The 26,341-nt window shown below is 41.7% G+C and carries 20 protein-coding genes; 5 read left to right on the forward strand and 15 right to left on the reverse strand.

Translation table 11 applies throughout. The annotated features are described in order from the left end of the window. Nucleotide 1 precedes the first annotated feature (1 nt). From J5A55_RS03435 to J5A55_RS03455, 5 genes are all read right to left on the reverse strand, one after another. Complete coding sequence (locus J5A55_RS03435; protein WP_004383529.1) at nucleotides 2-1,165, reverse strand: AIR synthase-related protein; 1,164 nt, start codon at nucleotides 1,163-1,165, stop codon at nucleotides 2-4. A 73-nt stretch (nucleotides 1,166-1,238) separates the two neighbouring features. Next, nucleotides 1,239-1,991 carry a shikimate dehydrogenase family protein gene (locus tag J5A55_RS03440; RefSeq protein WP_004383530.1) on the reverse strand — a complete coding sequence of 251 codons (753 nt, stop codon included), beginning with the start codon at nucleotides 1,989-1,991 and terminating at the stop codon, nucleotides 1,239-1,241. 64 nt (nucleotides 1,992-2,055) lie between these two features. Continuing rightward, complete coding sequence (gene ubiE / locus J5A55_RS03445; protein ID WP_004383531.1) at nucleotides 2,056-2,790, reverse strand: bifunctional demethylmenaquinone methyltransferase/2-methoxy-6-polyprenyl-1,4-benzoquinol methylase UbiE; 735 nt, start codon at nucleotides 2,788-2,790, stop codon at nucleotides 2,056-2,058. Nucleotides 2,791-2,879: 89 nt separating this feature from the next. Then, nucleotides 2,880-3,830, reverse strand: coding sequence for a phosphoribosylaminoimidazolesuccinocarboxamide synthase (locus J5A55_RS03450; protein WP_004383532.1), 951 nt, complete (start codon nucleotides 3,828-3,830; stop codon nucleotides 2,880-2,882). A gap of 21 nt (nucleotides 3,831-3,851) precedes the next feature. Further along, entirely contained in the window at nucleotides 3,852-4,799 is a 948-nt protein-coding gene (locus tag J5A55_RS03455; protein WP_004383533.1) for a PhoH family protein, read from the reverse strand. A gap of 129 nt (nucleotides 4,800-4,928) precedes the next feature. Between J5A55_RS03455 and J5A55_RS03460 the strand changes: the two genes are divergently transcribed. Then, nucleotides 4,929-5,726 (forward strand): DUF5715 family protein, encoded by a 798-nt coding sequence (locus tag J5A55_RS03460; RefSeq protein WP_004383534.1) that lies wholly within the window; start codon nucleotides 4,929-4,931, stop codon nucleotides 5,724-5,726. A 110-nt stretch (nucleotides 5,727-5,836) separates the two neighbouring features. On the opposite strand, the gene J5A55_RS03465 is transcribed toward J5A55_RS03460, so the two are convergent. From J5A55_RS03465 to J5A55_RS03495, 7 genes are all read right to left on the reverse strand, one after another. Then, nucleotides 5,837-7,396 carry a hypothetical protein gene (locus J5A55_RS03465; protein WP_039851362.1) on the reverse strand — a complete coding sequence of 520 codons (1,560 nt, stop codon included), beginning with the start codon at nucleotides 7,394-7,396 and terminating at the stop codon, nucleotides 5,837-5,839. Between the two features lie 340 nt (nucleotides 7,397-7,736). Continuing rightward, nucleotides 7,737-8,690: a PorV/PorQ family protein gene (locus J5A55_RS03470; RefSeq protein ID WP_004383536.1), complete on the reverse strand. Its 954-nt coding sequence runs from the start codon at nucleotides 8,688-8,690 to the stop codon at nucleotides 7,737-7,739. 12 nt (nucleotides 8,691-8,702) lie between these two features. Continuing rightward, a complete protein-coding gene (locus tag J5A55_RS03475) occupies nucleotides 8,703-11,468 on the reverse strand; it encodes a S8 family serine peptidase (RefSeq protein ID WP_004383537.1) in 2,766 nt (921 codons plus the stop codon). A gap of 20 nt (nucleotides 11,469-11,488) precedes the next feature. After that, nucleotides 11,489-13,078, reverse strand: coding sequence for a BACON domain-containing protein (locus J5A55_RS03480; RefSeq protein ID WP_004383538.1), 1,590 nt, complete (start codon nucleotides 13,076-13,078; stop codon nucleotides 11,489-11,491). Between the two features lie 36 nt (nucleotides 13,079-13,114). Continuing rightward, complete coding sequence (locus J5A55_RS03485) at nucleotides 13,115-14,734, reverse strand: BACON domain-containing protein (protein WP_039851430.1); 1,620 nt, start codon at nucleotides 14,732-14,734, stop codon at nucleotides 13,115-13,117. Nucleotides 14,735-15,439: 705 nt separating this feature from the next. Further along, nucleotides 15,440-16,687 carry an ABC transporter permease gene (locus tag J5A55_RS03490; RefSeq protein ID WP_004383540.1) on the reverse strand — a complete coding sequence of 416 codons (1,248 nt, stop codon included), beginning with the start codon at nucleotides 16,685-16,687 and terminating at the stop codon, nucleotides 15,440-15,442. Nucleotides 16,688-16,747: 60 nt separating this feature from the next. Beyond that, the gene (locus J5A55_RS03495; protein WP_004383541.1) at nucleotides 16,748-17,953 is read right to left on the reverse strand and encodes a pyridoxal phosphate-dependent aminotransferase; all 1,206 of its coding nucleotides are present in this window, start codon (nucleotides 17,951-17,953) and stop codon (nucleotides 16,748-16,750) included. Nucleotides 17,954-18,172: 219 nt separating this feature from the next. Between J5A55_RS03495 and J5A55_RS03500 the strand changes: the two genes are divergently transcribed. Then, nucleotides 18,173-18,661, forward strand: coding sequence for a DUF4494 domain-containing protein (locus J5A55_RS03500; protein ID WP_039851364.1), 489 nt, complete (start codon nucleotides 18,173-18,175; stop codon nucleotides 18,659-18,661). A gap of 28 nt (nucleotides 18,662-18,689) precedes the next feature. Beyond that, nucleotides 18,690-19,361 carry a YggS family pyridoxal phosphate-dependent enzyme gene (locus tag J5A55_RS03505; RefSeq protein WP_004383543.1) on the forward strand — a complete coding sequence of 224 codons (672 nt, stop codon included), beginning with the start codon at nucleotides 18,690-18,692 and terminating at the stop codon, nucleotides 19,359-19,361. Nucleotides 19,362-19,421: 60 nt separating this feature from the next. Here J5A55_RS03505 and J5A55_RS03510 read toward each other — a convergent pair whose 3' ends face one another. Next, nucleotides 19,422-20,114, reverse strand: a complete 693-nt coding sequence (locus J5A55_RS03510; protein ID WP_155813791.1) for an RNA methyltransferase — start codon at nucleotides 20,112-20,114, stop codon at nucleotides 19,422-19,424. 137 nt (nucleotides 20,115-20,251) lie between these two features. On the opposite strand from J5A55_RS03510, the gene tamL reads away from it, so the two are divergent. Together tamL and J5A55_RS03520 are read left to right on the forward strand one after the other, a co-directional pair. Then, entirely contained in the window at nucleotides 20,252-22,513 is a 2,262-nt protein-coding gene (tamL, locus tag J5A55_RS03515) for a translocation and assembly module lipoprotein TamL (protein ID WP_039851432.1), read from the forward strand. A gap of 123 nt (nucleotides 22,514-22,636) precedes the next feature. After that, nucleotides 22,637-23,440 carry an MBL fold metallo-hydrolase gene (locus J5A55_RS03520; RefSeq protein WP_039851365.1) on the forward strand — a complete coding sequence of 268 codons (804 nt, stop codon included), beginning with the start codon at nucleotides 22,637-22,639 and terminating at the stop codon, nucleotides 23,438-23,440. Between the two features lie 433 nt (nucleotides 23,441-23,873). Here J5A55_RS03520 and J5A55_RS03525 read toward each other — a convergent pair whose 3' ends face one another. Both J5A55_RS03525 and yihA read right to left on the reverse strand, forming a co-directional pair. Beyond that, complete coding sequence (locus tag J5A55_RS03525) at nucleotides 23,874-25,658, reverse strand: ABC-F family ATP-binding cassette domain-containing protein (protein ID WP_004383547.1); 1,785 nt, start codon at nucleotides 25,656-25,658, stop codon at nucleotides 23,874-23,876. 11 nt (nucleotides 25,659-25,669) lie between these two features. Continuing rightward, nucleotides 25,670-26,269 (reverse strand): ribosome biogenesis GTP-binding protein YihA/YsxC, encoded by a 600-nt coding sequence (gene yihA / locus J5A55_RS03530; RefSeq protein WP_004383551.1) that lies wholly within the window; start codon nucleotides 26,267-26,269, stop codon nucleotides 25,670-25,672. Nucleotides 26,270-26,341: the final 72 nt, after the last annotated feature.

A 26,341-nucleotide genomic window follows, 5' to 3' on the forward strand; every position in this document is an offset into this window, starting at 1 on the left:
ATTAATATTCAAATGTTCCGAACTCACTCTTTATCGTTAGGCTACGTTTCCCTTCTTCTATGTGTCCAATGACTTGTGCATCAATATTAAAGGACTTACTAATAGCAATAACCTGTTCAGCAACTTCCGGGCGAACATAGATCTCCATACGATGCCCCATATTGAACACCTGATACATCTCCTTCCAATCAGTACCGCTACAATCTTTAATAGCACGAAAGAGAGGGGGAACTGGGAACATATTATCCTTGATGACACGGCAATTATCATTTACGAAGTGCAGAACCTTTGTTTGTGCACCACCTGTACAATGTACCATACCATGTACTTCAGGGCGCAACTCATCAAGTAATCTCTTGATAACAGGAGCGTAGGTGCGAGTAGGAGAGAGTACTAACTCACCTGCATTAATAGGACTCCCTTCAACAGAATCAGTTAGTTTGTATTTACCACTATAAACTAATTCTTCTGGTACTGCATGGTCATAACTCTCAGGATAATTCTCTGCTAGATATTTAGCAAAAACATCATGACGTGCTGATGTTAAACCGTTGCTTCCCATACCGCCATTATAACGTTTCTCATAGGTTGCCTGACCTGTAGATGAAAGACCAACAATGACGTCACCTGGACGAATATTCGCATTGTCAATAACATCCTTACGACGCATACGACAAGTAACTGTTGAATCAACGATAATTGTACGAACAAGGTCGCCTACATCTGCTGTTTCACCACCAGTTGGGTAGATGCCTATTCCGATCTTACGCATATCAGCAAGTAACTCATCGGTTCCGTTAATGATAGCAGAAATAACCTCACCTGGTACAAGCATCTTATTACGACCAATCGTTGAACTAACAAGGATATTATCTACAGCTCCCACACAGAGCAAGTCATCTGTGTTCATGACGATAGCATCTTGTGCTATACCACGCCATACACTCAAATCACCTGTCTCTTTCCAGTACATATAAGCTAGAGAAGACTTTGTGCCAGCTCCATCAGCATGCATAATGTTACAATACTCAGGATCACCACCGAGGATATCTGGAATAATCTTACAAAAAGCTTGTGGGTAGAGTCCTTTATCAATGTTCTTGATGGCATTATGCACATCTTCTTTGGCAGCACTTACGCCGCGCATCATGTATCTGTTGTCCATATCTAAGGATTTGTCGTGTTGAGATTATCTATAACTTATGGTTGTATAAAGTAATATTATTAATTGCGTTAAGCTAGCGTTGTTCCTTCCCATTCCAAAACTCCCAACTAGCAAATGCTTGCAGTAGGAGCATTTCTAGACCATTCTTTACAACTGCACCTTGTTCACGTCCTTTCGTCATGAATAGTGTCTCATCTGGATTGTAAAGTAGATCATATAATAAGGTGTGACTATCCATTGCTTCGTAGGGAAGTTTAGGGCATGAGTCAACGTTTGGATACATACCGAGTGGAGTGCAATTCACAATAACATTGTACTCCCGAATAATGTCAGCTGTTATATCTTCGTAACATAAGATGCCATCACGTTTCGTGCGAGAGACAAATTTGGTTTCTAGTCCAAGAGATTTTAGTCCAAAGTCTATAGCTTTTGAAGCGCCACCAGTCCCCAGAATTAAAGCTTTCTTATGGTGACGCTCTAATAAAGGTTCTATACTACGTGTGAAGCCAATCACATCACTATTAAAACCTTTCAGTTGTGTCTTCTTCCCTTTGTGGGTGACTCGAATAACATTAACGGCTCCAATGGCTGTTGCCTCAGGACTAAGACTATCAAGATAAGGTATAACTTGTTCCTTATATGGGATAGTCACATTCAATCCACGTAGTTCTGGATTGGAGTCTATAACCTCAATAAAGTCTTCTATAGATGGAATTTCGAAATTAATGTAACGAGCATTGATGTTCTCATTGTCAAACTTCTCATTGAAGTAGCCTATAGAAAAGGAATGTCCCAAAGGATAACCAATAAGTCCGTATTTATCCATGTTTTAAACTTGTTCTATGAGTTTGTATTTTGTGAGAGTAGGTCTATACCCTTGTATTATCTGCTTACTTTTCGGCCAGATACATCGTGCATATTCCGAATGTCAGTCGCTTGAAAGAGCTTTTGGCGAATCCTGCTTTGTGAAATATCTCCATCATCCGTTCGCCTTGTGGGAATGCCTCAACCGTCTTGTTGAGATACTCGTAAGCACTCTTATCTTTGGAGATAAACTTTGCATAATTGAGTAAGATGGTGTTGGAGTATATGCGGAAGAGTTGTTTCATAGGGAAGCTAACAGGCGTTGTCAGTTCTACAATACTCAAATGTCCACCTTTCTTTAATACACGACAAATCTCCGTAAGTCCCTTGTCGAGATTTTGAAAGTTACGGATACCAAATGCTGCAGTAACAGTATCAAATGTATTATCAGGGAAAGATAAGTTGAGGCAATCCTCCTTTTGGAAAGAGATAACCTTGCTAAGTCCAGCCTTTTTGACCTTCTCACGTCCGATAGCCATCATACCTTCTGATATATCAGCTCCGATAAGATGACTTGGAGAAAGTACCCTTGCTGCAAGGATAGCAAAGTCTCCAGTACCAGTTGCTATGTCTAACATCAGTTGTGGACGATAAGGCTGTAATTGCTTAATAGCTTTCTTGCGCCACCCTTTGTCAATATCCCATGAGAGTCTATGATTCAGTGTGTCATAAGTAGGGGCAATCTTATCGAACATCTCTTCAACAAGTTTGCTTTTCTCACCTTTACCATTATAGGGTATTATCTTTTCCTGTTCGTACATACTTTAATTAGGAAGTTAAGAAACTTAGAAGGAGTTAAGGGAGTAAAGACGCCAATACTATTCCTTAACTCCTTCCTTTTCTTAATTAGTTACTTTCTAGAAGCTAGATACTCCTTGACGTTCTTCTCGATACGTGCTGCGATATCACCTTCTTCAGCCGCTTTATCAAACTTCTCACCTGTGATGTGTTCGTAAAGTTCAATATAACGTTCGCTAACGCTCTCTGCATACTCGTCAGTTATCTCTGGCATGGTTTGTCCAGGCTCATTCATAAAGTTGTGCTCGATAAGCCACTGGCGTACAAACTCCTTTGAGAGCTGCTTCTGAGGTTCTCCCTTTGCTAGTTTCTCCTCATATCCATCAGCGTAGAAGTAGCGACTAGAATCTGGTGTGTGAATCTCATCAATGAGGTAGCACTGTCCATCACGTTTGCCGAACTCATACTTAGTATCAACAAGAATCAAGCCTTGCTTAGCAGCAATCTCCTGACCACGCGCAAAGAGCTTACGTGTCCAATCTTCGATGATTGCGTAATCTTCTGCAGAAACGATACCCTGTTTGATAATCTCTTCCTTTGAGATATTCATATCATGCCCCTCATCAGCTTTCGTAGTTGGGGTTACGATAGGTTCTGGGAAACGCTCATTCTCTCGCATACCATCAGGGAGTTTTACACCACAAATCCCACGGCATCCATCTTTATAAGCACGCCATGCAGAACCAGTAAGAATGGAGCGGATAATCATTTCAACACGAAAGCCTTCACACTTCAGACCAACTGTAACCATAGGGTCAGGTGTTGCTAACTTCCAGTTAGGGCAGATATCAGCTGTCAAGTCAAGGAACTTGCTAGCAATCTGGTTCAGAACCTGTCCTTTAAATGGTATTCCTTTTGGTAATACGACATCGAACGCAGAGATTCGGTCGGTAGCTACCATGACGATGAGATCGTCGTTGATGTCATACACATCACGTACTTTGCCGTGATACACACTCTTCTGTCCATCAAAATGGAATTCAGTCTTTGTTAATGCTTTCATTGTCTTTATGTTTATAGAGTCCTATCTCTTGTCCGCCTTATCGTGTGCTTCATAAGCGTTGACGATACGCGTAACTAATTTGTGTCTAACAATGTCCTTCTTGTCAAGGTTGATGACTGATATACCTTCTACCTTGCCCAATATAGAAAGAGCTTCTTTCAATCCACTTTTCTCTGCATGTGGGAGGTCTATTTGAGTCAAGTCGCCTGTAATAATCATCTTAGTGTTCCATCCCATGCGAGTAAGGAACATACGGATTTGAGCTGGTGTTGTGTTCTGTGCTTCATCAAGGATAACTACAGCATCGCTCAGTGTACGACCTCGCATAAAGGCCAGAGGCGCAATCTGTATGATGTGTTTGTCCATCATATCCTGTAGCTTTACGGCGGGAATCATATCCTCTAAAGCATCGTATAGTGGCTGTAGATACGGATCAATCTTATCCTTCATATCTCCTGGTAAGAAGCCTAACTTTTCCCCAGCCTCAACAGCAGGACGTGATAGGATAATCTTCTTTGCCGCCTTTTCCTTCAGTGCTTTAACGGCTAGAGCTATACTTAGATACGTTTTACCAGTACCCGCAGGACCTACAGCAAAGATCATATCATACTTATCAAAAGCATCAATCAGCTGTTGTTGATTCTCGGATCTACCTTTGATAGGTCTGCCTGCTACTGAATAAACAAGGACGTCCTTTATCGCATCAGCTTTGGTCTTGCGTCCCTTCACGATATCAAGGATGTCCTCTTCTGTAATGGTATTATACTTCTCAATATGCTTGCGCATAGTCTCTATGTCCTCCTCTATCTTTGCCATCTCTTCCTCATCACCCAAGATACGGATAACATTATCTCGTGCAACGATTCTCAACTTCGGAAAGAGGGACTTAATCATCTGTAGATGCCCGTTACCAACTCCATAGAATACCACAGGGTCTATATCCTCTAGGACTATATGCTTTTCTATCAATGCCGTCTGTTTTATATTATGGTTACAAAGTTACTATAATTTAGTGATACCTGCAAATTATTCTTAATTCATAATTAGGATGCGTTATATTCTTATTTGCTTTCCTCTTTTCTTATTACCTTTGTGGCAATGAAAAAGAAATTAAGGATAAGTAAAAGGCGTATATTATTAGTGTTCATCGTGATAGCACTCTTCTTTGTTACCATTAAGTTGTTGTTCCCATCAGTAGTTCGAGTTGGGCATAACACGGAGAATGTAAAGAGTGGAAAGATGACAGAAGAAGAGCGACGACGTGCTGATTCAATCAAGATCATCTCACAATCCACCCCTGACAGGATGAAGTTGTCTTCATTCTATAGGTTAAGTGGCGCATTGAAGAAGAATAGGATTGTCGGCGTAAGAGATTATGATGAGAGTTTCCCGGATTCACAATCCTTACAACTCAATGCTGCTTCTCGTTATGGTGTACGCCCAGTTGCCAACCGCTTAGATGCAGAGAAGCGCAAGAACGAGTTAGTATATATAGGTAGCAATCCATATTATGATTTAAAGAAACTGAATAGCAGTGTTCCTTATCTCGTCCCACGTGCCGCTGTGTTACTTCAAGATATTGCACGCACGTTCATGGATAGCCTCCAAGCCAAAGGTGTTCCTATCAACAAAATATTAGTCTCTAGTGTGTTAAGAACAAAAGAGGATGTCAGGAAGCTATGTCAGCATAACCATAATGCTACCAGTAACAGCTGTCACTTGTATGGTACAACTTTCGACATAGCCTATAACCGATACGCTGCTGTCACGCGCCCTGTAAGGAATGATACGCTGAAATGGGTTCTGAGTGAGGTGCTCAATGACTTACGTTCGCAAGGTCGCTGTTATATTAAGCATGAGAAACATCAGGGTTGTTTCCACATCACTGTTAAGTAGGTAATATCTATCCTTTACATACGAGAAGACGCCTTTCTGACATCCAGAAAGGCGTCTTCTTGTGTCTTATAAAGGCTCTTGTCAAATAGTATAAGCTATTCGCAAGCCCACTACTTAACAATTACTTTCTTAGTTGTACCATCAGAGTATCTCACGATGTTCAGCCCCTTTTGCATGTGTTCTATCTGGCAGCCTTCTATGGTATAATACTTCTCCGCCGGATTATTCTTGATGGTTGCATTCTCTATACCAGCCGTCACAACAGGGGTTGTCATTGGATCACTGGAATACTTCGTGCCATTATCTTCATATACCATCACGACAGACACCTTCTTGATTTTAGCACCATAGAAATGTAAGATACGCTGATTGTCGTTACTCTTGAAGTCATAGCCCCACTTATCCTTAAAGTTAAACGGGATATTTGTCATGTCCTCATCCAAGTATTTGTATTCCTTCTTCTTGAACGTAAATGGCTCTGTGCTATCGTCTAAGTAAACATTATAGTACATCTTAGATGCGTCAAGGTAATTACCATCAATATCAGCGTTGTTTACATAGAAAGCTAATGTTGTGGTAGTTGTACTGTAATCGTAGCTATCGACTGCTGAACAATATTGTAACTTCGGTGTCGCAGGCTTACCAGCTTTCTGCTCATAAGGCTTTAGTGTAAGTGCTTCGTAACTCTCAAGCTCATCATTCGGAATATTAGTTGCACGGCTCTTACCCTGTACAACCCTTAGAATACCATCGGTGGTAAGTATGCCCTTTCCCGCATCCAGCTTAAATTCTATCTTGTCTGCAATGGTGTTTGCATTGCTTAGTGCTGCAGCGAAAGTGTGGTATTCTGCCTTGTCAAACGAGTAGGACTTAAAGTCAGTCTTCACGGTCGTACCTAAGTACTGGTTCGTCATCATCACATACTTGTCGCCTTCCTTTGTAAGTTTCAACCACTTATCAGCTATCTTCTGACTCTTGAAGATCCCCTTTACATAAAGCTCATCACCGCTCACAGCCGCCTCTACTATGCGTGGGGAAGTCATCTCCTTGGATGTGAGTGTATATTGTTTTCTAATAGCTGTAGTAGGAGGTGTGATAAGGCTGTTATCGAAGGATTGAATAGTAACAGACCAGTCTCCGTAACGTTCTTCCCACTTGTTATTGTAAGTCATTCCCAGAATCACGCCATCCGACTCGGCACCGAGCATCTTAAGCGTTTTACCATCCCATGAATATTCCATGAAGTTCTTATCCTTTGGAACAACCTCATACTTCTTCTTACCAATAGTCCGCAGGCGATTTAAGTAGAGCGTGCGTTCTGTGCTCCCTGATTCATCGTCATCATCATCGCCATTGTCGTCCTTATGAATAGCTTGCGGGAGCATGGCTTTATATTTTCCCTCGCTCACCTTCTCAAGTTTCAACCACGTATTGCTATCGAGTCCCGAAAGCGGATTATAGATGTAAAGGCAGTTATCGTCACCAACGACAATCTTAGATACTAAGCCTTCGTATCGACCACGTGCGGTACCTGTCCAACTCTTTTGTATCCATGATTCACTCGAGCGATACATGTTATCAATCAGCTTACCTGCTGGCGTCTCAGTTATCTGCGCTGATGTGGTTATACTTAGTGCTAATGCACACATGGAGAATAAAGTTTTCCTCATAATCTTATAATTAATTGTTTTACTTATGTTGGTTATTTTGTGAGTCTTATAGGAGTCGGATTGTAACACATAGGTGTTATTACTCTTAACACATAGGTCTCATTATAGTATCACGTGCATGATACTGGAGTATCATCAGGGTGATACTGGAGTATCATCAGGGTGATACTGGAATATCATCAGGGTGATACTGGAGTATCATTAGGGATGATACTGGAATATCATCAGGGTGATACTGGAATATCATTAGGATGATACTGGAATATCATTAGGATGATACTGGAGTATCATCAAGGTGATATTTAACGAACAGCTATGTCTTCTCATGAACTCGCAATAGTTAGAAGTCACATCCGACACCGATCGTACAATAACTACTTCCTGCGTCAGCTGTCTTCAAGAGATAAGCTCCGTTGAGTCGTAGCCCTTTATATTTGATGCCAGCACCTATTGTAAAATGGCTTAAATCATGGTCTCCGTATTCGTATCCTGTACGTACAGCCACCAAGTGATTATAGGTGTATTCGAGTCCACAACTAGCCGTGAATGTCTTGTAATCCGCTGGTTGGAAGAAGTATCTACTGGATAAGGCAGCGGCGACTTGATGTTTGTCGGCTACATCCACGGATAATATTCCTCCCACGCCGAAATACGTTGGCAGGGATGTCTTATTCCTGTTTCCAAAGTCTAACCGAGGTCCTATGGCTCCTGCTTTGGCGTCTATCATCAGACTAGCTTGCCTGTGTGCAAAAGTCATCTCATGGTTTTGATACGATGCCCCTATAGTGACTGCGCCTCCTGTAGCGTTCTTTGAAAGATGGCTGAAGATGATACTCCCCGTGGTATAAGCTGCGAATCCGTTTCCTATCATATAAGTATAACCCAAGTCGATAGTCCAATCGTAAGGTTGGTAATCCTTGGTAGGCTCACCACTCATGTCGTAACCTTTGAACTTCAGTCCACCAGCATATCGAAAGCCTGCGAATGCTGCGTGACGCTTGGCAAATCTATATCCTATGGTCGCTGCATATAGTCCGAAAGTCCCGTTTGCTCCCTCTGCTTTCTCGTATAAGGAAGCCGAGGCATCGGCAGTGAATCTCTTGTCTAACGAGAAGATGGTCGTAGGATTATTATAGAGTAACATCCCCTCTGCGGCAACTGATGTGTTACCCATGGCAGCTGCGCGAGCATCCGTGTTAGCTGTTAGTATTGGTAGGTTCTGCCCCTGTGCATTTGCTTGTGCAACACCGAGGAGTGTGGCACAAGCTGTTAGTATAATATATTTTGTCTTCATGTTTGTCTATAATTATCGTTTGATGAACATCTGTGTATGGTTGCCCTTATTCGTGCGTACTGTTAGTTTGTAGGTACCTGGGTTAAGGCGCGACAGATCTAAGGTAGCAACGTTGTTCTTGTCGGGAACAAGGGTCGTTTTTACTAATCGTTCGCCTACGGTAGTGCTAACAATAAACTCCGCCTGCTTTACCTCGGGATTGAGTAAGGTATAGATGTCTTTTCTCACAGGGATAGGGTAGACTGCATATACGGGAGCTGCCTTACGCTCCACGACACGTATTTGGAATGAGCCTTCCGAGGATGTCTGCCTACCATCTGATGCCGTGAGACGAACGCTTGTGATACCTTTTGTCAGTGGGTGTAATCGCAGATGATTGTTGTCGATCGTGGCGGTGGCAATGTTCCCATTCGAGATATTAGCCTTGTATGTAAGCTGTTTCTTACCATTGTAGGTGAAGTGATCAGCCAACGGAATAGTTACGACACCCTCATCCAAACCAATAATATAGTTGCCGAATGGCTTAGCCAACTGAGGTGGGATATACTTAACTATCCTAAAGATGAAATGCTTTTCAGACGTTGCGCCTAAGTCATCAGTGAGGACAAACTTACAAGTGTATTCGCCAGCTTCTAACACAGGAACTATGTGGACGGTGACCGTAGATCCGTTGATAGAATAAGATACGCCTCGCGTCTCGCCCACATCCTTTATGTACCAGTTATGCCCATCAGGGTCGGTAACGTTAAAGCTGAAAGACTTACGTTCATCTTCTGCTACATCAATGGTTTCTTCAGGGAATCCGCTAGCCTCTGGAGCATGGTTTAACTTTGTTGTACATTGTTGGATGATAGGCGCAGAAGTATTCCCCCAACGATCGACAGCTACTATTGCGATATAGTAAGTTCTGTTGTCTCTCAATTCGTTGAATGTGTATTTCAGCGTCTCACCCATGCTGTGTCCCATACCATTCACCTCCTTGTAACTCATGTCGTTGAGGCTTTCTGCGGTCAGTTGGTTAGGACTGATATACAATCTATAGAACGCAGCAGTCCTGTCTTTATCCTTTGCTACACTCCATTCGGCAGTGATATCAAGGAAGTCGGGAGTTAAGGATAAGCTCGGCACTTTCTCGGGTGCTGTCTTAGGATTAGACTCGAATGCAGCTTCTGCATCAATATATCCACGCCCTAACTTACCCTTGTATCCTGGGTTCTGTTCATCTATATTGTAAGGCCTGTATGCAGTTGTCAAGCGCGACTTTAATTCCTCATTGGTGAAACCTTGCTTACCAAAGTAAGAGGCAATGAGAGCCGCAATACCCGATACGTGTGGGCAAGCCATGGAGGTGCCCTGCATATAGGCATAACCAGAGCTAGCCTTACTCTTAGGAACGGTACTTAACACACCAGCCTCATTGCCGAAGCGGTCTTGATCGCCACCAGGAGCAGTAATCGTAACCCATTTAGCATAGTTGCTATAGCTAGCCTTGGTAAAGTCCCAAGCCATTGATGCAACAGATACGGCAGGTGGATAGCAGGCGGGATATGCCGAGAACTCCTTATTTTCGTTTCCGGCAGCAAAGATGACTACGCCACCTTTCATTGGAGAGTCAGCGCGCTGTTGTCCGTTAGCATCGCAGCCCGCATTCTTGATGAAATAGTCTACAGCATCCTTTAGTAACTGAGGCATAGACGTAACACCCGTATTCGATGAATACCCCCAAGAGTTCTGACAGATAACAGCTCCATTGTCCGCTGCATACTTGATAGCGGCTGCAGCATCACCTTGTTCGTTCTTCTTTCTGAATATCTGGCAACTCATCAGACGTACACCGCTATCTGCCGTTCCGTTGCCACCTGCTATACCTGCAACACCTTTCCCGTTGTTGTTACGTGCGGCAACAGTACCAGCGACGTGGGTGCCGTGTCCCTCATCATCGGGTTCTATCTTACCACCAACAACATCCTTTGCTTCCACGAAGTTGTATCCGTAGATATCATCGACAAAGCCGTTGCCGTCATCGTCAACGTTAGGTTGCCCGTTCTTTTCTTTCTCGTTAATGTAGAGATTATCCATAAGATCTTCGTGGGTGATGTCTATACCGCCATCCACTACGGCAACGATGACATTCTTCTTACCAGTCGTGTATCTCTCCCACACAGGCTTAACATTGCAGTCGGCTCCTTTCCTAGCATGGTTATTGATTGAGCCGTCATTGTAGTAATGCCATTGCTTAGGTAAGAGTGGGTCATTAAAGCTACTGGTTGCTATGGGTTGTAAGCTAGTAGTTGCAGTTGTTGTAGAATAGGGCGTTGCCTTTACCTCTGGGCGAGCCATTGGGAGGACACGCTCCGCACATTCTACACCCTTAGTCTTACTAAATTGCTTTACGACTGCTGCCACATCTTTACCCTCATCAAAATAGATGGTATACCAGCGATCGAGTCCTGCTGCTATCGTGCGTGCCTCATAAATACCTGCGGGCTTAAAGACACGCTCCATCTTGTAAGCACCGGAAGTCTTCATCGCTGTTGCAATAGCTGATGGTACGCTCTGCATCTCTACATTGCCGCTACGTGTGGTGGGGATGGCTGCACTAACAGGTTCCTCTAGCTTCACATTAATACGCCCCTTTACAGCAAAGAGACCCTTATCAATTATTACGGATCGTGTGCCATTGTTAGATGTGTCCGGCTCTATATTATCTTGGCATGATGTTGCGAACATCAGGCTCAAGAGCGCACATGCACCTACGTGTATAATGTTGTTCTTCATTATTGTTCTTTTCTTTGTTATTATCTTTTAAGCAGACGTTCAACCTTAGCTAACCTTTGTTGCTTGCTACCATCAAAGACGTTCTTCTTGTATAGTACGCTAATCTGCATAACTGGTTTACCATTGTTTACATCAGCAAATTCGCCACCTAAGATGGCTAGTGTAAGGAAGTCAGAACGACGTGCATAGACGTGATGCCTGCCATTATATCCCACAGATTCAAAGCCGTTATCGGTTAGTAACTTATCGAACTCACGTGTTACGAACCATTCGTTACCATACTGCCAAATACCTAGGTTAGGCTGCCCAATACTAAGGCTATACTGTTCTACACTGCCCTCCATACCTTGTGGAATAGGATCTTCTCCGCCACGCGCATAGAAGTAATAGGTGCGAGCAACTACCGTTGGATCGTTCGTCTTATATACAATCGCAGCGACATCATTGGTGCTAGTCATCTGTTTCTTGATCTCTTCGCTATGCTTGCCAGTCTCATACGCTGCTACGTCATTTACCTTCTTGTCGGTTTTATGTAATAGCTCTATAGGACCGAGGTCAAGATGTTGGAAAGTCTCGTAATCACGGTTCTGTTCGTGCATTTGATGGAAGAACAAAACAACGCTGTTATTACTCTCTCGCATATCAACATCCATGGTAAAGTGCTCTCTTATATTGACGTAATGGTTGGTATCTTGCTCATCTCGTGTGTAGCCATTCGCCCGAAGGAAGTCTTGGAAGGCTTGTGACTTTACTGCATCTACTCCCTCCTTTGTTAGCGATCGGGTGTAAATACGGGTAGGAACAAAGTACTTGGTATCATGCACGTAGACAACATCCTTAAAGAGTGGGGAAGTAGTCTTGAAGAAGTAACTCTCTTCATAGATTCCGTTTCCTATATCGGGAGAGCCATATTCGGTGAATAGGCTTCCTCGGCGCATCTCAAAGTCCATCATCTTATGCAAACTAAAAGGATTCCCTGGGTTACATGCTAGTATGAATGTTGATACACCTGGCTGTTTAACCACAATCTCACTAGTCTTCCCATTTAAGGATGCAATAAGTTTGATAGTCCTTTCAGCGACACCATAGTTAGCCTTAGATATGAATTTCAAGCTATGCTTCTTCTTTATAACTTGTAACCAATCAACCTGTTCTGTTTGTAATAGTTCGTATTGGCTGATTTCCTTATTGATATCAGCAGTAGTAGTACCACCTCCTTGTGGAAGTATTATCTCATTATTAGCAAAACCCAATGTAAAGTCAGACGAACTCTGCTTTACTATGACTTTCTCAACAGCCAAACCACCATCAACGAGGATATAACTATTCCTTTCCGCACCTGTAGTATTATTATCTACTCGCACAGATAGGCTGTTTCCGTTCTGTGTGATATGAATCCAAGGCTTAGGAGTTGTCGCAATCCATTCCTTACAATTCGTATTCACCGTAATTGTTTTCTCATCTATCTGACTAGAGAATGATAACTCCTTCTCCGAAACGTTCAGATAAGGTTGCTCGAAGTTATCTTTCTCAGTACACCCCGCCATCATCACTAATAGCAGAAACAGGACATAGATGTATTGTTGTTTATATAAGTTCATTATACGCATATTGGGATAGTATATATATAAGGTATAATCACATGACTAAAACTTCAATGCCTCCTTAGCTGCCATGAAGTTCTTTACCATTCTCGCTTGAGCCTTAACAGCCTTACTACCTGCGCCAGATACCGAGGGATCGTAACTATAGAGGAGTGCAAGGGTAGGAGTATTATTGTCAGACACGCAAGTAACCGCAATTACAAGATGATCGCGCTCACGAACAAAGAAATGGTTATTCCCCGAAGAGCGTAAATAAGAGAACCCTTCATCGCCTAACTTCTTCTGAATCTCCTTTGTCGCAATCCACTTATTACCATATTTCCATACACCGAGGTTCGTATCCTTAAAGAGTAATGCTCCAATCTGCACGCTCCCCAGTTTAGAAGGAGCATAGCCATCCTTATCCGTAGTATAGAATATGTGAATACGACCGTATGGTGCCTCTGGATTTGTATTCTTCTTTAAGGTATATTGTAGCTGTGATACCTCCGTATTCTTATCTTCATTCATTGTGCGCTCCTCTTCCTTGCTACCAGCTCTCTGCTCGTATTGCTCAATCTGCGCTACCTTCACATCGTCTGATTGCAATAATTCAAGTGGGTAGTAGGGGAGTTTATCAAAAGTCTTATATTCACCGATCTGCTTCATAACAGGCGTGAACGTAAGATTAACCCCTTCGTTATTCTCTTTCTCTGATATATATACCTTCAATGATAGAAGTTCTTTCTCATTCATGTACTCTCTATCTGATTCAGAATTACTACGAACATAACCATGCTCTGTGAGGAATCTGTCAAAAGCTCTATCCTTTACTGCAGCAATCGCCTTGGTTCCGTCACCAACCGTAATGATTTGCGAAGGAGTAACACCATCCGAACTACAATATTGTATCAGTGTAAAGATAGGAGAAGGAGTAATAAAGGTGTACATCTCTTCCAATCCGTATGCGGGAACAGCTGTCTGATACTCGCGAAGATAACTACCGCGTCCCAGTTCATATTCCATAATCTTATGTACATCTTGCGGTGCACCAGGGTTGATAGGTACAATATAACGCTGTACACCTGATTGCGAAACAACAATCTCTCGGGTAACATTGCCACTCTTAGCATATAATTTCACGTCGCGTTTCTGGTAAGTATCATTACGCTCTGCTATCAGCTTTATCTCTTCCTCGGCTTTGACGATCTTCAGCCAACTAACGTCCTCACTCATCGTAACGTCATAAACCGTCGAATTAGTAGTAATATCAACAGTCTTCTCGCCACCCGCTTGTGGAAGATATATATTGGTTGGCATAACATCGAGCGTCACATCAGCCGCACTCTGCTTAATCTCTACTTTCCCAGTAGCCCCATTCGCATTGACTAAAACGTAGCTTGTACGTTCAGCCCCCATCTTATTCTCTCCAACCTTTACTTTCAACAGGTTACCATCTTGTACTAATGAGAGCCAATCACCCTCTTGAGGCGATGAAGCTACCCAGTTACTCTGGTTAGTTGTCACACTGATGTTCTTTTCATTAGCACCTTTGTCAAACGTCACACTGTTCTCCGAAAGAACCAATGTAGGTAATTCAAACTCATCTTCCTTTGCACAAGAGAATAGGCAAAGAAGGAATCCACTAAGAAATAGGGAGTAAAAAGTCTTTCTTAAATTCATACTCTTCACGGTTTTAATCCGATAATATTTAAATTTAGTTGATATATTTAATATGTAACAATTCTTCATTAGGTAAATGAATGGCATGTAAATTCGTTTGCAAAGGTACTTGCTTCCTATTGATATGACAATACTCATTTATTAGTAATTTGCAGATACTAAGTCAATGAATGCCATTGAGTATTGATCGACGAAGGTATAGATAGTTACATAACGATCCTATTCTAAGTTAGAGTACGATATTCTACACGTTTGTATAATTGGTTATACACGTTTGTATAATTGGTTATACACGTTTGTATAATTCGCTATACAAACTTGTAGAACACGATAAGTCTTATAGGAATACGATTGGACACTAACTTAAAGTACGATTGTCATCTAAGTTAAACTACAATCGACATCTAACTTAGAGCTCAATAGTTGCTTAACTTACGTTGTAATTGATAAGAAGTAGTTAGTGAGGATTAAAATATAATGGTAAAAGCACCATGCTTTTACTTGTCTGGCTGAATGGGATAAAGTTTATTGGGGTAGGGCATTATTCTCTCCAGAATGATGCCACAAAGTAGGGACAGACGCCCTCGTCAGTCCGCCCTGTAATGCCTAATTAATCCTCTATTATATCCTATTCTTTATATATATGTGCGGACAGACGAGGGCGTCTGTCCCTACTTTTATTAGCATAGGGAAAGAAAGCTCTCTTTACTCATAATGCATTGACTTTGCAGGATGTATATGACTGATGAGATAACTTGGAGCTATCAGAACAATAATACAAATTAATAAGGTAGCAAGGTTGAGTGCTATGATAAGTGGAATGTTAATCTCTACAGGAACAACACTCACATAATAAGTTTGTGGGTCAAGTGTTATTAATCCTAACCATTTTTGTAAAAAGATGCAACCTAAGCCAATGATGTTTCCTAAGAGTAAGCCTTTGCCAATAATAAACGTTGAGAACCATAAGAAGATGTGGCGTATCTGACGATTGCGTGAGCCAAGTGCTTTGAGAATACCAATCATTTGGGTATGCTCAAGAATAATAATTAGTAAGCCAGAAATCATTGTTACACCAGCTACAGCGGTCATAAGTGCTAGGATAATCCAAACGTTCATATCCATTAGATCGAGCCATGAGAAAATCTGTGGGTTCATCTCGGTTATATTCTCGGCAGAATAAGTCTCACCATAATGATCCACAGTGTTCTTCACCTTATTTAATATCCGCATTGTGATGAGATTGAGCTGTGAGAAGTCATTGACTTGCAATTCAGCTCCGCTATATTGATCGGGTTCCCATCCATTGAGCTTGTTGATGGTATATAAATCCGTGAAGCAAATCTGTGAATCGAATTGCTTCATGTTAGTAGCATAAATACCTGTAATGGTGAACTTACGGGTTCGAACTCCTTGCTTGTTAATAAAGTAAGCGAAGAGGCGTTGCCCCACTTTAAGATTTAGTTTATCTGCGATCGTCTTTGATATAACAATCTTTTGATGACTTTCAGAATCAGAAAACTTAGGAAGAGTACCTTCTATCATATTTGAATGAATGAAGGTTGAATCGAATTCAGGACCTACACCTTTTAATAATACGCCCAAGAAATCATCGTTTGTCTTTAAGATTCCCTGTGTGTAAGCATAACGTTGTACATGTTTTATACCAGGTGTACTCTTTAGAACTCTGATTAAAGAATCATTGATTTGGATGGGGTATTGCTCGGAACCTTGTAAGGTAAGGAAGTCTGCTACAGTTATATCACTTCCGAAGCCGATAACCTTATCACGGATAGAGTGCTTAAAGCCGAGAACGACACTCACAGAGATGATCATCACAGCTAAGCCTATTGCCACTCCAATGGTGGCAATACGGATAGCAGGCTTAGAAACCTTTCTGGTCTTGTCGCCTCCATTATAAATCTTTCGAGCAATAAAAAGTGGGTAGTTCATAAGTTCTGTCCATGATGTTCATGGACTATAATTTTAGAATTATAAACTTGAGTTTTGATTTTATTCTTCCTTTGTGCGTCCTGGGTATGTCTCTAATGCCTTTTGTAGGATAAACAAAGCACGTTGTAAGTCTTCTCGTTTAAGTACGTATGCAATGCGAACTTGATTACGACCAGCACCAGGGGTTGTATAGAAGCCACTAGCAGGAGCCATCATGACTGTTTCACCCTCATAGCTGAACTCTTCCAAGCACCAACGACAGAATTTATCAGAATCATCAACAGGTAACTTTGCTACAGTATAGAAAGCTCCCATAGGGATAGGGGAGTAGACTCCAGGGATTCTGTTTAAACCATCAATAAGACATTTACGCCGTTCGACATACTCATCATATACATCACGATAATATGATTGTGGAGCATCAAGACTTGCCTCTGCTACGATCTGACCAATAAGTGGTGGAGACAAACGTGCCTGGCAGAACTTCATGACGGCTTTGCGTATCTCTTCATTCTTGGTTATCAAAGCTCCGATACGTATTCCGCATTCGCTGTAACGCTTAGAAACAGAATCTATAAGTATCGTGTTATTCTCTATCCCCTGCAAGTGCATTGCCGAGATATAGGGTGAGCCTGTATAGATGTATTCACGATAGACCTCATCAGAGAAGAGATATAAATCATATTTCTTAACGAGGTCACGTATTTGATTCATCTCTCTACGTGTGTACAAGTAACCCGTAGGATTATTAGGGTTACAAATCATAATAGCACGTGTACGCTCGTTAATCAACTTCTCGAATTGTTCGACCTTGGGAAGGGCGAAACCTTCTTCAATAGATGTCGCAATAGTCTTTATTTTTGCACCCGCAGAAATGGCAAATGCCATATAATTAGCGTATGCAGGTTCTGGGATAATGATTTCATCTCCGGGGTTAAGGCAGGACATGAATGAGAATAGGACTGCCTCAGAGCCTCCTGATGTAATAATAATATCATCAGGCGTAACATTTATGTTGAACTTCTTGTAAAAGTCACATAGTTTCTTGCGGTAAGACAGATTACCTTGTGATGGAGAATATTCTAGAATCTTTCGATCTATATTCTTCAACGCATCCAGCCCACATTGAGGTGTGGGTAAATCTGGTTGTCCTATATTTAAATGATAAACCTTAGTGCCACGTTCTTTTGCCGCAGCAGCAAGTGGCGCCAATTTTCTAATAGGCGACTCTGGCATTTCAAGCCCACGAACTGATATTTCTGGCATAATTGTTTTGTTTATCCTCCTTTACTGATTACAAATAGGAGGAAGGGCATCTACCCATAGTTCTTTTACTATGCGTGCAAAGTTATATATTTTTTTTTATTTAATGGCACATTAAGATGATTAACGCAGATTTTTTACTACTTTTGCGCTACATAAAAACAAGCAGTGTCTCATCCTCTCTTAGATGATGGGGAATGTATAATCTAAATAATTAAAGGTATGAGAAGTAGAACTAGCACATGGTTTGAAACAAGAGTGAGATATGATAAAACCATGGAGGATGGTCAGAATAAGAAAGTGATTGAGCAATATGTCGTTGATGCTTTCAGCTTTTCAGAGGCAGAGGAGTTCATCACTGAAGAGATGTCACATTATGTAAGTGGTGAGTTTGATGTGAAAGCAATTGCGCCAGCAGCATACGGCGAGATATTCTTTAGTGATATCGATACGGACGATAAGTGGTTTAAAGCTCGTCTAGCTTTTATTACTATTGATGAGAAGACAGAGAAAGAGAAACGTTCTTCTGTTACTTATCTTGTTCAAGCTCATTCTGTCAATGGAGCTGTTAAGCATGTAGACGAAGTGATGGGAGCTACAATGATTGATTATGAAATTGCAGCTATCACAGAAACGAAGATTATGGATGTCTTTGAGCATCGTGCAGATAAGAATAATGAAGTTGAGAATAAGCCAGAGTTCGAACAATAATATAATTAAAAGGTAAAGGCTTATAATTATGTTTGATGTCGCAAAGAATTTACATGAAGTACTCGATACGCTTCCTGATGGAGTGAAATTGGTTGCTATCAGTAAGTTTCATCCTAAAGAGTATATCGAGGTCGCTTATCGTGAAGGGCAGCGCATATTTGGGGAAAGTCACGAACAAGAGTTGGCTGGTAAGGTTCAGAGTCTTCCCCAAGATATAGAATGGCACTTCATTGGGCATTTACAAACAAATAAGGTGAAGTACATTGCTTCTTATATATCAATGATAGAAGCTGTAGATACTGTCAAGCTTTTGAAGGAGATAAACAAGCAAGCTGCAAAGTATAATAGAGTCATCAATGTTCTATTAGAGTTGCATATTGCGGAGGAGGAGAGTAAATATGGTTTTACTCCTAACGCTTGTCGTGAGTTCTTAAAGAGTGGTGAATGGAGAGAACTAAAGAATGTGCATATATCTGGATTAATGATGATGGCTTCTAATGTCGAAGATCAAGAGCAAATACGTAAAGAGATGATATTTGCTTCCAATTTATTTGATGAGCTAAAGGCATCTTATTTCTCTGATGATCCAGAATTTAAAGAGCGTTCATGGGGTATGAGCCATGATTATCCAATAGCCGTTGAATGCCATTCAACCATGGTGCGTGTCGGTACAGCTATTTTTGGTCCTAGAGTTTATTAATGAGGAATAAGATTACTTTCATGAATGTGTAGTTTACATGATGAAAGTAATCTTATCGTTTTATCTTCTTCTAAACTCAGCACAGACTATAGATGTTGCAATTGCAACATTCAATGACTCTGCGGTGTTACCATCTGAGGAATAGCTTGGGATATATAATTTGCGATTAATCTTTGTACGGAGTAAAGGTGAGATACCTTTGCCTTCATTACCCATCACAATCATACCATGGTGTGATAGTTCTTGTTTATAGATATTCTCACCATCCAGTAGAGTAGCATATATAGGATAATCGGCAGGTAAAGATTCAGCCATCTTATTTAAATCCACATAATGTAACTGCACTCTTGCGATACTCCCCATTGTAGCCTGCACTACTTTCGGATTCCAGCAATCGGCTGTGTCGTGTGAGCAATAAATATCCTTGATACCAAACCAATCAGCCACTCGGATGATTGTTCCTAGATTTCCTGGGTCTTGTACACCATCAAGAGCTAGGACGAGTTGATTCATAGATAGTTCTTTGAATCCATTAGTAGGTAAATGAAAGACACCGAGCATAGATTGTGGATGTTGTAGAAAGGATATCTCCTTAATGTCTTCTATATCCTCAAAAACTTCTTTTGCTATGAAGCCCGCCTGCAACAAGTCCTTAACAACCTTTGGTCCTTCTGCAACAAATAGCCCTACTTTCTCTCGTCCTTTCTTCGTTTCAAGAGAGTGGATAAGTTTTATTTTATTCTTAGAAATCACGTTGCAAAAATACAAAAAAAATAGCATGCAGTAACTATTACTCTTAACTTTTTAGTATCTTTGCCGCAATTTCTGACACAACTTTCTTATACGTGTTAGGAATAACGGCGAAGCTAAAGGATAAATTCACAATAGCAATGTTATTTTCTAAATTACACACATATACATCTTCACTCACTGTTGCACTCCTCATTGTATTGACGATAGTGGCTTGTTCATCAGATAAGTTTATTCCAGATGGTCAATACCTACTAGACAAGGTAGAGCTACATTCAGACAACAAGGATGTGGATCAATCTCTATTGATGCAATACGTGCATCAGAAGGGCAACTCACGTTGGTTCTCATTATTTAAGGTTCCGCTCGGAACTTATGCGATGTCGGGTAAAGATTCTACGAGATGGATCAATAGAACATTGCGCAAGATGGGAGAGAAGCCTGTTGTATATGACACGTTACAGGCACGATTATCCTGTGAAGATTTAACTACAGCCATGCGAAACATGGGTTATATGAATGCTACGGTAGATATAGATAAGAAGGTAAGAGGCAAGAAACTTACGGTTATCTACAACTTGCACTTTGGGGAACCATACATAATTGATGACTTCAAGTATGATATTCAAGATTCAGTTGTAGCGAAAGTGCTAGCCAATCATCTTAAGTCTGACACAAAGCGTCCTAGACAGTTTACAGTTACCTCTCTTGATGATGAGCGTAAACGTCTTACACGTATCCTGAATGATTCAGGCTTCTATCGTTTTCATAAGGACTTTATTTATTATTCGGCTGATTCGGTAAAGGGAAAGCAGCATGTCAGTGTCACGCTGCACTTGATGAAGTATGTGGAGAATAGTGATACAACACGAACTTTGCACCCTCGATATATCATTAATAATGTCAACTTCATACCTAGTGATTCTACTGGATTCCATCTCCGCAAGAGCGTATTAGAAGACAATACCGCCATAGAAAAAGGCAAGTACTTCTCGGCTACAGACCTACAAAACACGTATAATAACTTCTCTCGGCTAGGGGCTGTACACTACACGAACATTAACTTCCGTGAGGTTCCGCGCTATGATAGTCTGGTCATTGGGCACTCGGTTACAAAGTCGTCCACACACTATTTGGATGCTGATATCATGGTATCTAACAATAAGCCCAATACGATATCCTTTCAGCCAGAAGGTACGAATACGGCGGGCGACCTAGGTGCTGCTGTGGTATTATCCTATCAAAACCGAAACCTCTTCCGTGGCAGCGAGCACTTGAGCTTAGAGTTCCGTTCAGCCTTTGAAGCCATCAAGGGACTGGAGGGATATAAGAACAGCAACTATGAGGAGTATAGTGTGCAAGCACGTCTTCAGTTCCCACGTCTCTTGTCGCCTTTCACATCGAAGGAGTTTAGACGACGCAGTAATGCTACCACGGAGGTAGCTGTTAGTTGGAATCTCCAGAACCGACCGGAGTTCCATCGCCGAGTCTTCAATGGTGCATGGAAGTATCATTGGATGAATGTTCTACACCATCTCACGTATGACTTCGATCTTCTAAATCTCAGTTACGTATATATGCCGTGGATAAGCGAGACGTTCAAGCACGACTATCTCGATAATGCTACGACCCGCAATGCAATTCTCAGATACAATTATCAAGATTTGTTCATTGTCCGCACGGGCTTTGGTATCAATTATAGCAGCCGTAGTCACGCATTCCGAGGTAGGATAGAGCTCGCTGGTAACATCCTGAATGGGCTTGGTGGGCTCTTTAAGTTCAAAGAGAACAGTCTGGGTAAACGTACTTTATTTAACATTGCCTATGCACAGTATGCTAAGTTCGACTTTGACTACACGCAGATATTACGTTTCGATGAGCGTAATACATTAGTTCTACATGGGGGATTGGGTATTGCTTATCCGTATGGTAACAGTACGATACTACCTTTTGAGAAGCGGTATTTCTCTGGAGGAGCTAATTCCGTACGAGGCTGGAGCGTCAGAGAGCTAGGTCCAGGTAAGTTTAGAGGCGTTGATGGTAGGATAGACTTTATTAATCAAACGGGAGATATGAAGTTAGATCTTAATGCTGAATATCGTACGCATCTATTCTGGAAGTTCGATGGCGCAGCATTTATCGATGCTGGTAATATATGGACACTGCGTGATTATGCCAATCAGCCAGGAGGTCAATTCCATTTTAAGGACTTCTACAAGCAGATCGCCGTAGCCTACGGACTGGGATTAAGGCTGAACTTCGACTACTTTGTGTTGCGTCTCGATGGTGGTATGAAGGCTATCAACCCGGCATACACAACTACTGCCGAGCATTATGCCCTGTGGCACCCCAATCTTAAACGTGACTTCACTTTCCATTTTGCCGTTGGTCTTCCGTTCTAACAATATGTAGAGTAAACAGGATAATTAATTATTCATAAATACTAGGCTAATGACCGCCAAAGGTAATAATAGGCTTTGTCTATTAAAATACTTTTGTTACATTTGCCTAAAACTAAGGAAATAATGTTGAGATTTCTATCTTTTGGTAGTGGTAGTAGTGGTAATTGCTATTTGCTTTATACGGATACAGATTGTCTTATGATTGATTGTGGCGTTGGTGTTCGCTCTCTTAAAAAGTCATTCCATAACTACGGGCTACAAATGCAAATGGTACATAACATTCTCATTACACATGACCATGCCGACCACGTAAAGTCTGTTGGATCAATAAGCGGTGACCTGCGATTACCCGTATATACAACAAGTGAGGTTCATGCTGGAATTAGTCGGAACTGGTGTGTTCGGCGTAAGATTGACCATGAACTTGCACGCGAATTAGTAAAGAATGAGGAGGTACAGATCGGCGAGTTTTATGTTACTCCGTTCACCGTTCCCCATGACAGCAGTGACTGTGTAGGCTATTCTATTAGGCATGATGATATATGCTTCACGTTAGTAACCGATTGCGGACATATAACTGACGAAATAGCTCATTACGTTTCTATCTCTAATTATCTGGTGATTGAAGCCAACCACGAACCGGGGAAACTCGCCTCTGGTCCTTACCCTCTCCACCTGAAAGAACGTATCGGTGGACCTAATGGTCACCTCAGCAATGAGGCATGTGCGAATACTTTGGTAGATAATGCCTCACCTTGCTTACGTCATGTTTGGCTTTGCCACTTGAGTGATGAGAATAATCATCCCGAATTAGCTAAGAAGACGATAAAGTCTGTGTTGCGCGACAAGGGAATTATAGCAGGAAAAGATTTCATGCTTGACGTGTTGAAGCGTAAGACACCTAGCGAAGTATTCAATTTGATATAATCCATCCCTCTCTATATCTCCTCGTAGGATTAAGAAACATAAGAGCCTCTTCTGTATATCAGATGGGGCTCTTCTCGTATTCTATAGGTACTTCTCTAGCTCGCTTATAGAGTATTGTCAGAAATATGACGTCATTTCTAATCAAATATGGGGGTGTATAAAAATGGACATATCCTCTTTTTTGAAGAAATGGTCAACCCTTTTCGTGAAGATGGTCAACCCTTTCTGTGAAAAAGGTCAACCCTTTCTGTGAAAAAGGTCAACCCTTTCTGAAAAAACAGTCGACTATTTTTGAAAATCAGTCGACTGTTTTGATAAGAACTGTTGCCCCTTTTCGTGGACAGAGTAAGTTTTAGAAATAAAAAGAGAGGATGTGTCTATTTTGATACACCCTCATCTGTCTGAAAACTAAGGGACTACAGCCGAGTTGTGACTAAGCTAATTCCGATAATTCAAGCCATCTCAGTTCGAGTTCATCTAGCTCATCCTTTAGTAATGGTAGGCGTTTACTCTTCTCTGTCAGCTCATCTACGGATAATTTACCCGAGCATAACTCCTCTTCTAGCTGCTTACGCTCCTCTTCTAACACACTAATTTTCTCCGTAAGCTGCTCATATTCCCGCTTCTCCTTAAAGGTCATCTTGCGCTTTTCGTTGTGGGAGTTATTGCTCTTAGGCTCATTATTCGTCGGCTTCTTTATAGGCTTTTGCTGATTCTCCTCTTTAGACTTCATCTTTTGGTAATCACGATATTGCGTGTAATTGCCTGGGAAGTCTTGTATTTCGCCCTCACCTTTGAAGACAAGCAGATGGTCTACGACTTTATCCATGAAATATCTGTCATGCGAAACAACGATAACACAACCCGGGAAGTCCTGTAGATACTCCTCAAGTATTTGCAAGGTTTGTATATCAAGGTCGTTGGTTGGCTCATCCAATACGAGGAAGTTCGGGTTCTTCATAAGTACCGTGCAGAGATACAGCTTGCGTTTCTCGCCTCCCGAGAGCTTGTACACATAGTTATGCTGCTCTTCAGGTGAGAAGAGAAAGTAGTTCAGGAATTGAGAAGCAGTCATGTGCTTTCCGCCGCCCATGTCAATGTAATCGGCTATATCGGTGATGATGTCAATAACCTTCTGATCGTCTCGGAACTTTAGTCCATCCTGTGAGAAGTAACCGAAACGCACGGTCTCTCCTATGTCGAATCGTCCGCTATCTGGAGCAACCTTACCAAGAAGCATCTTGACAAGCGTGGACTTTCCTGTGCCATTGTTACCCACGATACCCATCTTCTCAAAGCGGGCAAAGTTATAATAGAAGTCGTGTAGGATAACTTTATTATCAAACTTCTTCGATACGTACTGACACTCGAATATCTTACTTCCGATGTACACGTTAGACGACTTCAATCGCACCTGCCGTTCCTCAATACGTTGCTTTGCCTTAGCTTCTAACTCATAGAAAGCCTCTTCACGATAGCGCGCTTTGTGACCACGTGCTTGTGGCATGCGGCGCATCCACTCCAATTCCGTACGATAGAGATTATTGGCACGTGCTATCTCGGCGCGTGTGTTGTCGATACGCTCCTGGCGTTTCTCTAGATAATAGGAATAATTGCCACGATAGGTGTAGATGGTCTTATTGTCTAGTTCGAGTATCGTGTTACACACGTTGTCAAGGAAATAGCGGTCGTGTGTAACCATGAAAATTGTCTTATTACCACGCGACAGATAGCCCTCAAGCCATTCAATCATCTCTAAATCCAAATGGTTTGTCGGCTCATCAAGAATGAGGAAGTCAGGCTCGAGGATAAGAACATTAGCAAGTGCTACACGCTTCTGCTGACCTCCGCTTAATTGCCCCATTGGCTGGTCTAGGTCGGTGAGCTTTAGCATTGTAAGAATCTGCTTAGCCTTCAATAACCTTTCTGGATTTCCCTCATGGTTAAAGCAGGCGTCTAACACGCTTTCCTCTGGGTCGAACTTCGGACTTTGCTCTAAGAGTCCTACACGTAAGTCATTACGATAGATAATAGAACCTGCGTCATGACTCTCTTTTCCCGTTAGGATAGAAAGTAGGGTAGACTTCCCCGTGCCATTCTGTGCGACCAACCCGACGTGTTGACCTTCTGCTATTGAGAATGAAATATCTTTGAATAGAACTTGTGCTCCAAAGCTCTTTGTCAGGTTTTGGACGTCAAGATAAGGTATCTGTGCCATGTGTTTGGGGGTTATTCCAGTGTTGCGTTTATCTGGTCTATGTAATCGAGTACTTCATCCCGCCCAGCCTTGTCTTCTGACGAGGTGATAAAATAAGGAGGTAATACTTCCCATCTGTCTTGCAGCTTCTTCATCCATAGTAATGCGTTAGACTTAGCCTTCGCAGGTGATAGCTTATCAGCTTTAGTGAAGATAATAGAGAAGGGGACGTTGCTCTCTCCCAACCAATCAACAAACTCACGGTCTATCTTCTGTTGCTCATGTCGAATATCAATGAGAACAAACACATTGACAAGTTGTTTGCGCTGTAGAATGTATTGCGCTATCATCTGCTCCAGCTTGTTACGTACCGTCTTAGAGTTTTTGGCATAACCATAACCAGGAAGGTCTACCAAGTACCATTCGTTATTGATGATAAAGTGATTAATGAGTAGCGTCTTACCAGGCTTAGCCGATGTCTTTGCCAATCCTTTATGGTTGCATAACATATTAATAAGACTCGATTTGCCTACATTAGACCGCCCTATAAACGCATATTCTGCCTTTGTATCATCAGGACATTTAGCTAGGCTCGGCGATGATATAGTGAATTCTGATTTCTTAATTATCATTCTGATTTATATGTGATGAGTGTATCTTTCTTGTTGCAAAGATACTAAAAACTTAAGAGCTAGGACTGGTAG

The organism is Prevotella veroralis (genome assembly GCF_018127765.1).
Lineage (GTDB): Bacteria > Bacteroidota > Bacteroidia > Bacteroidales > Bacteroidaceae > Prevotella > Prevotella veroralis.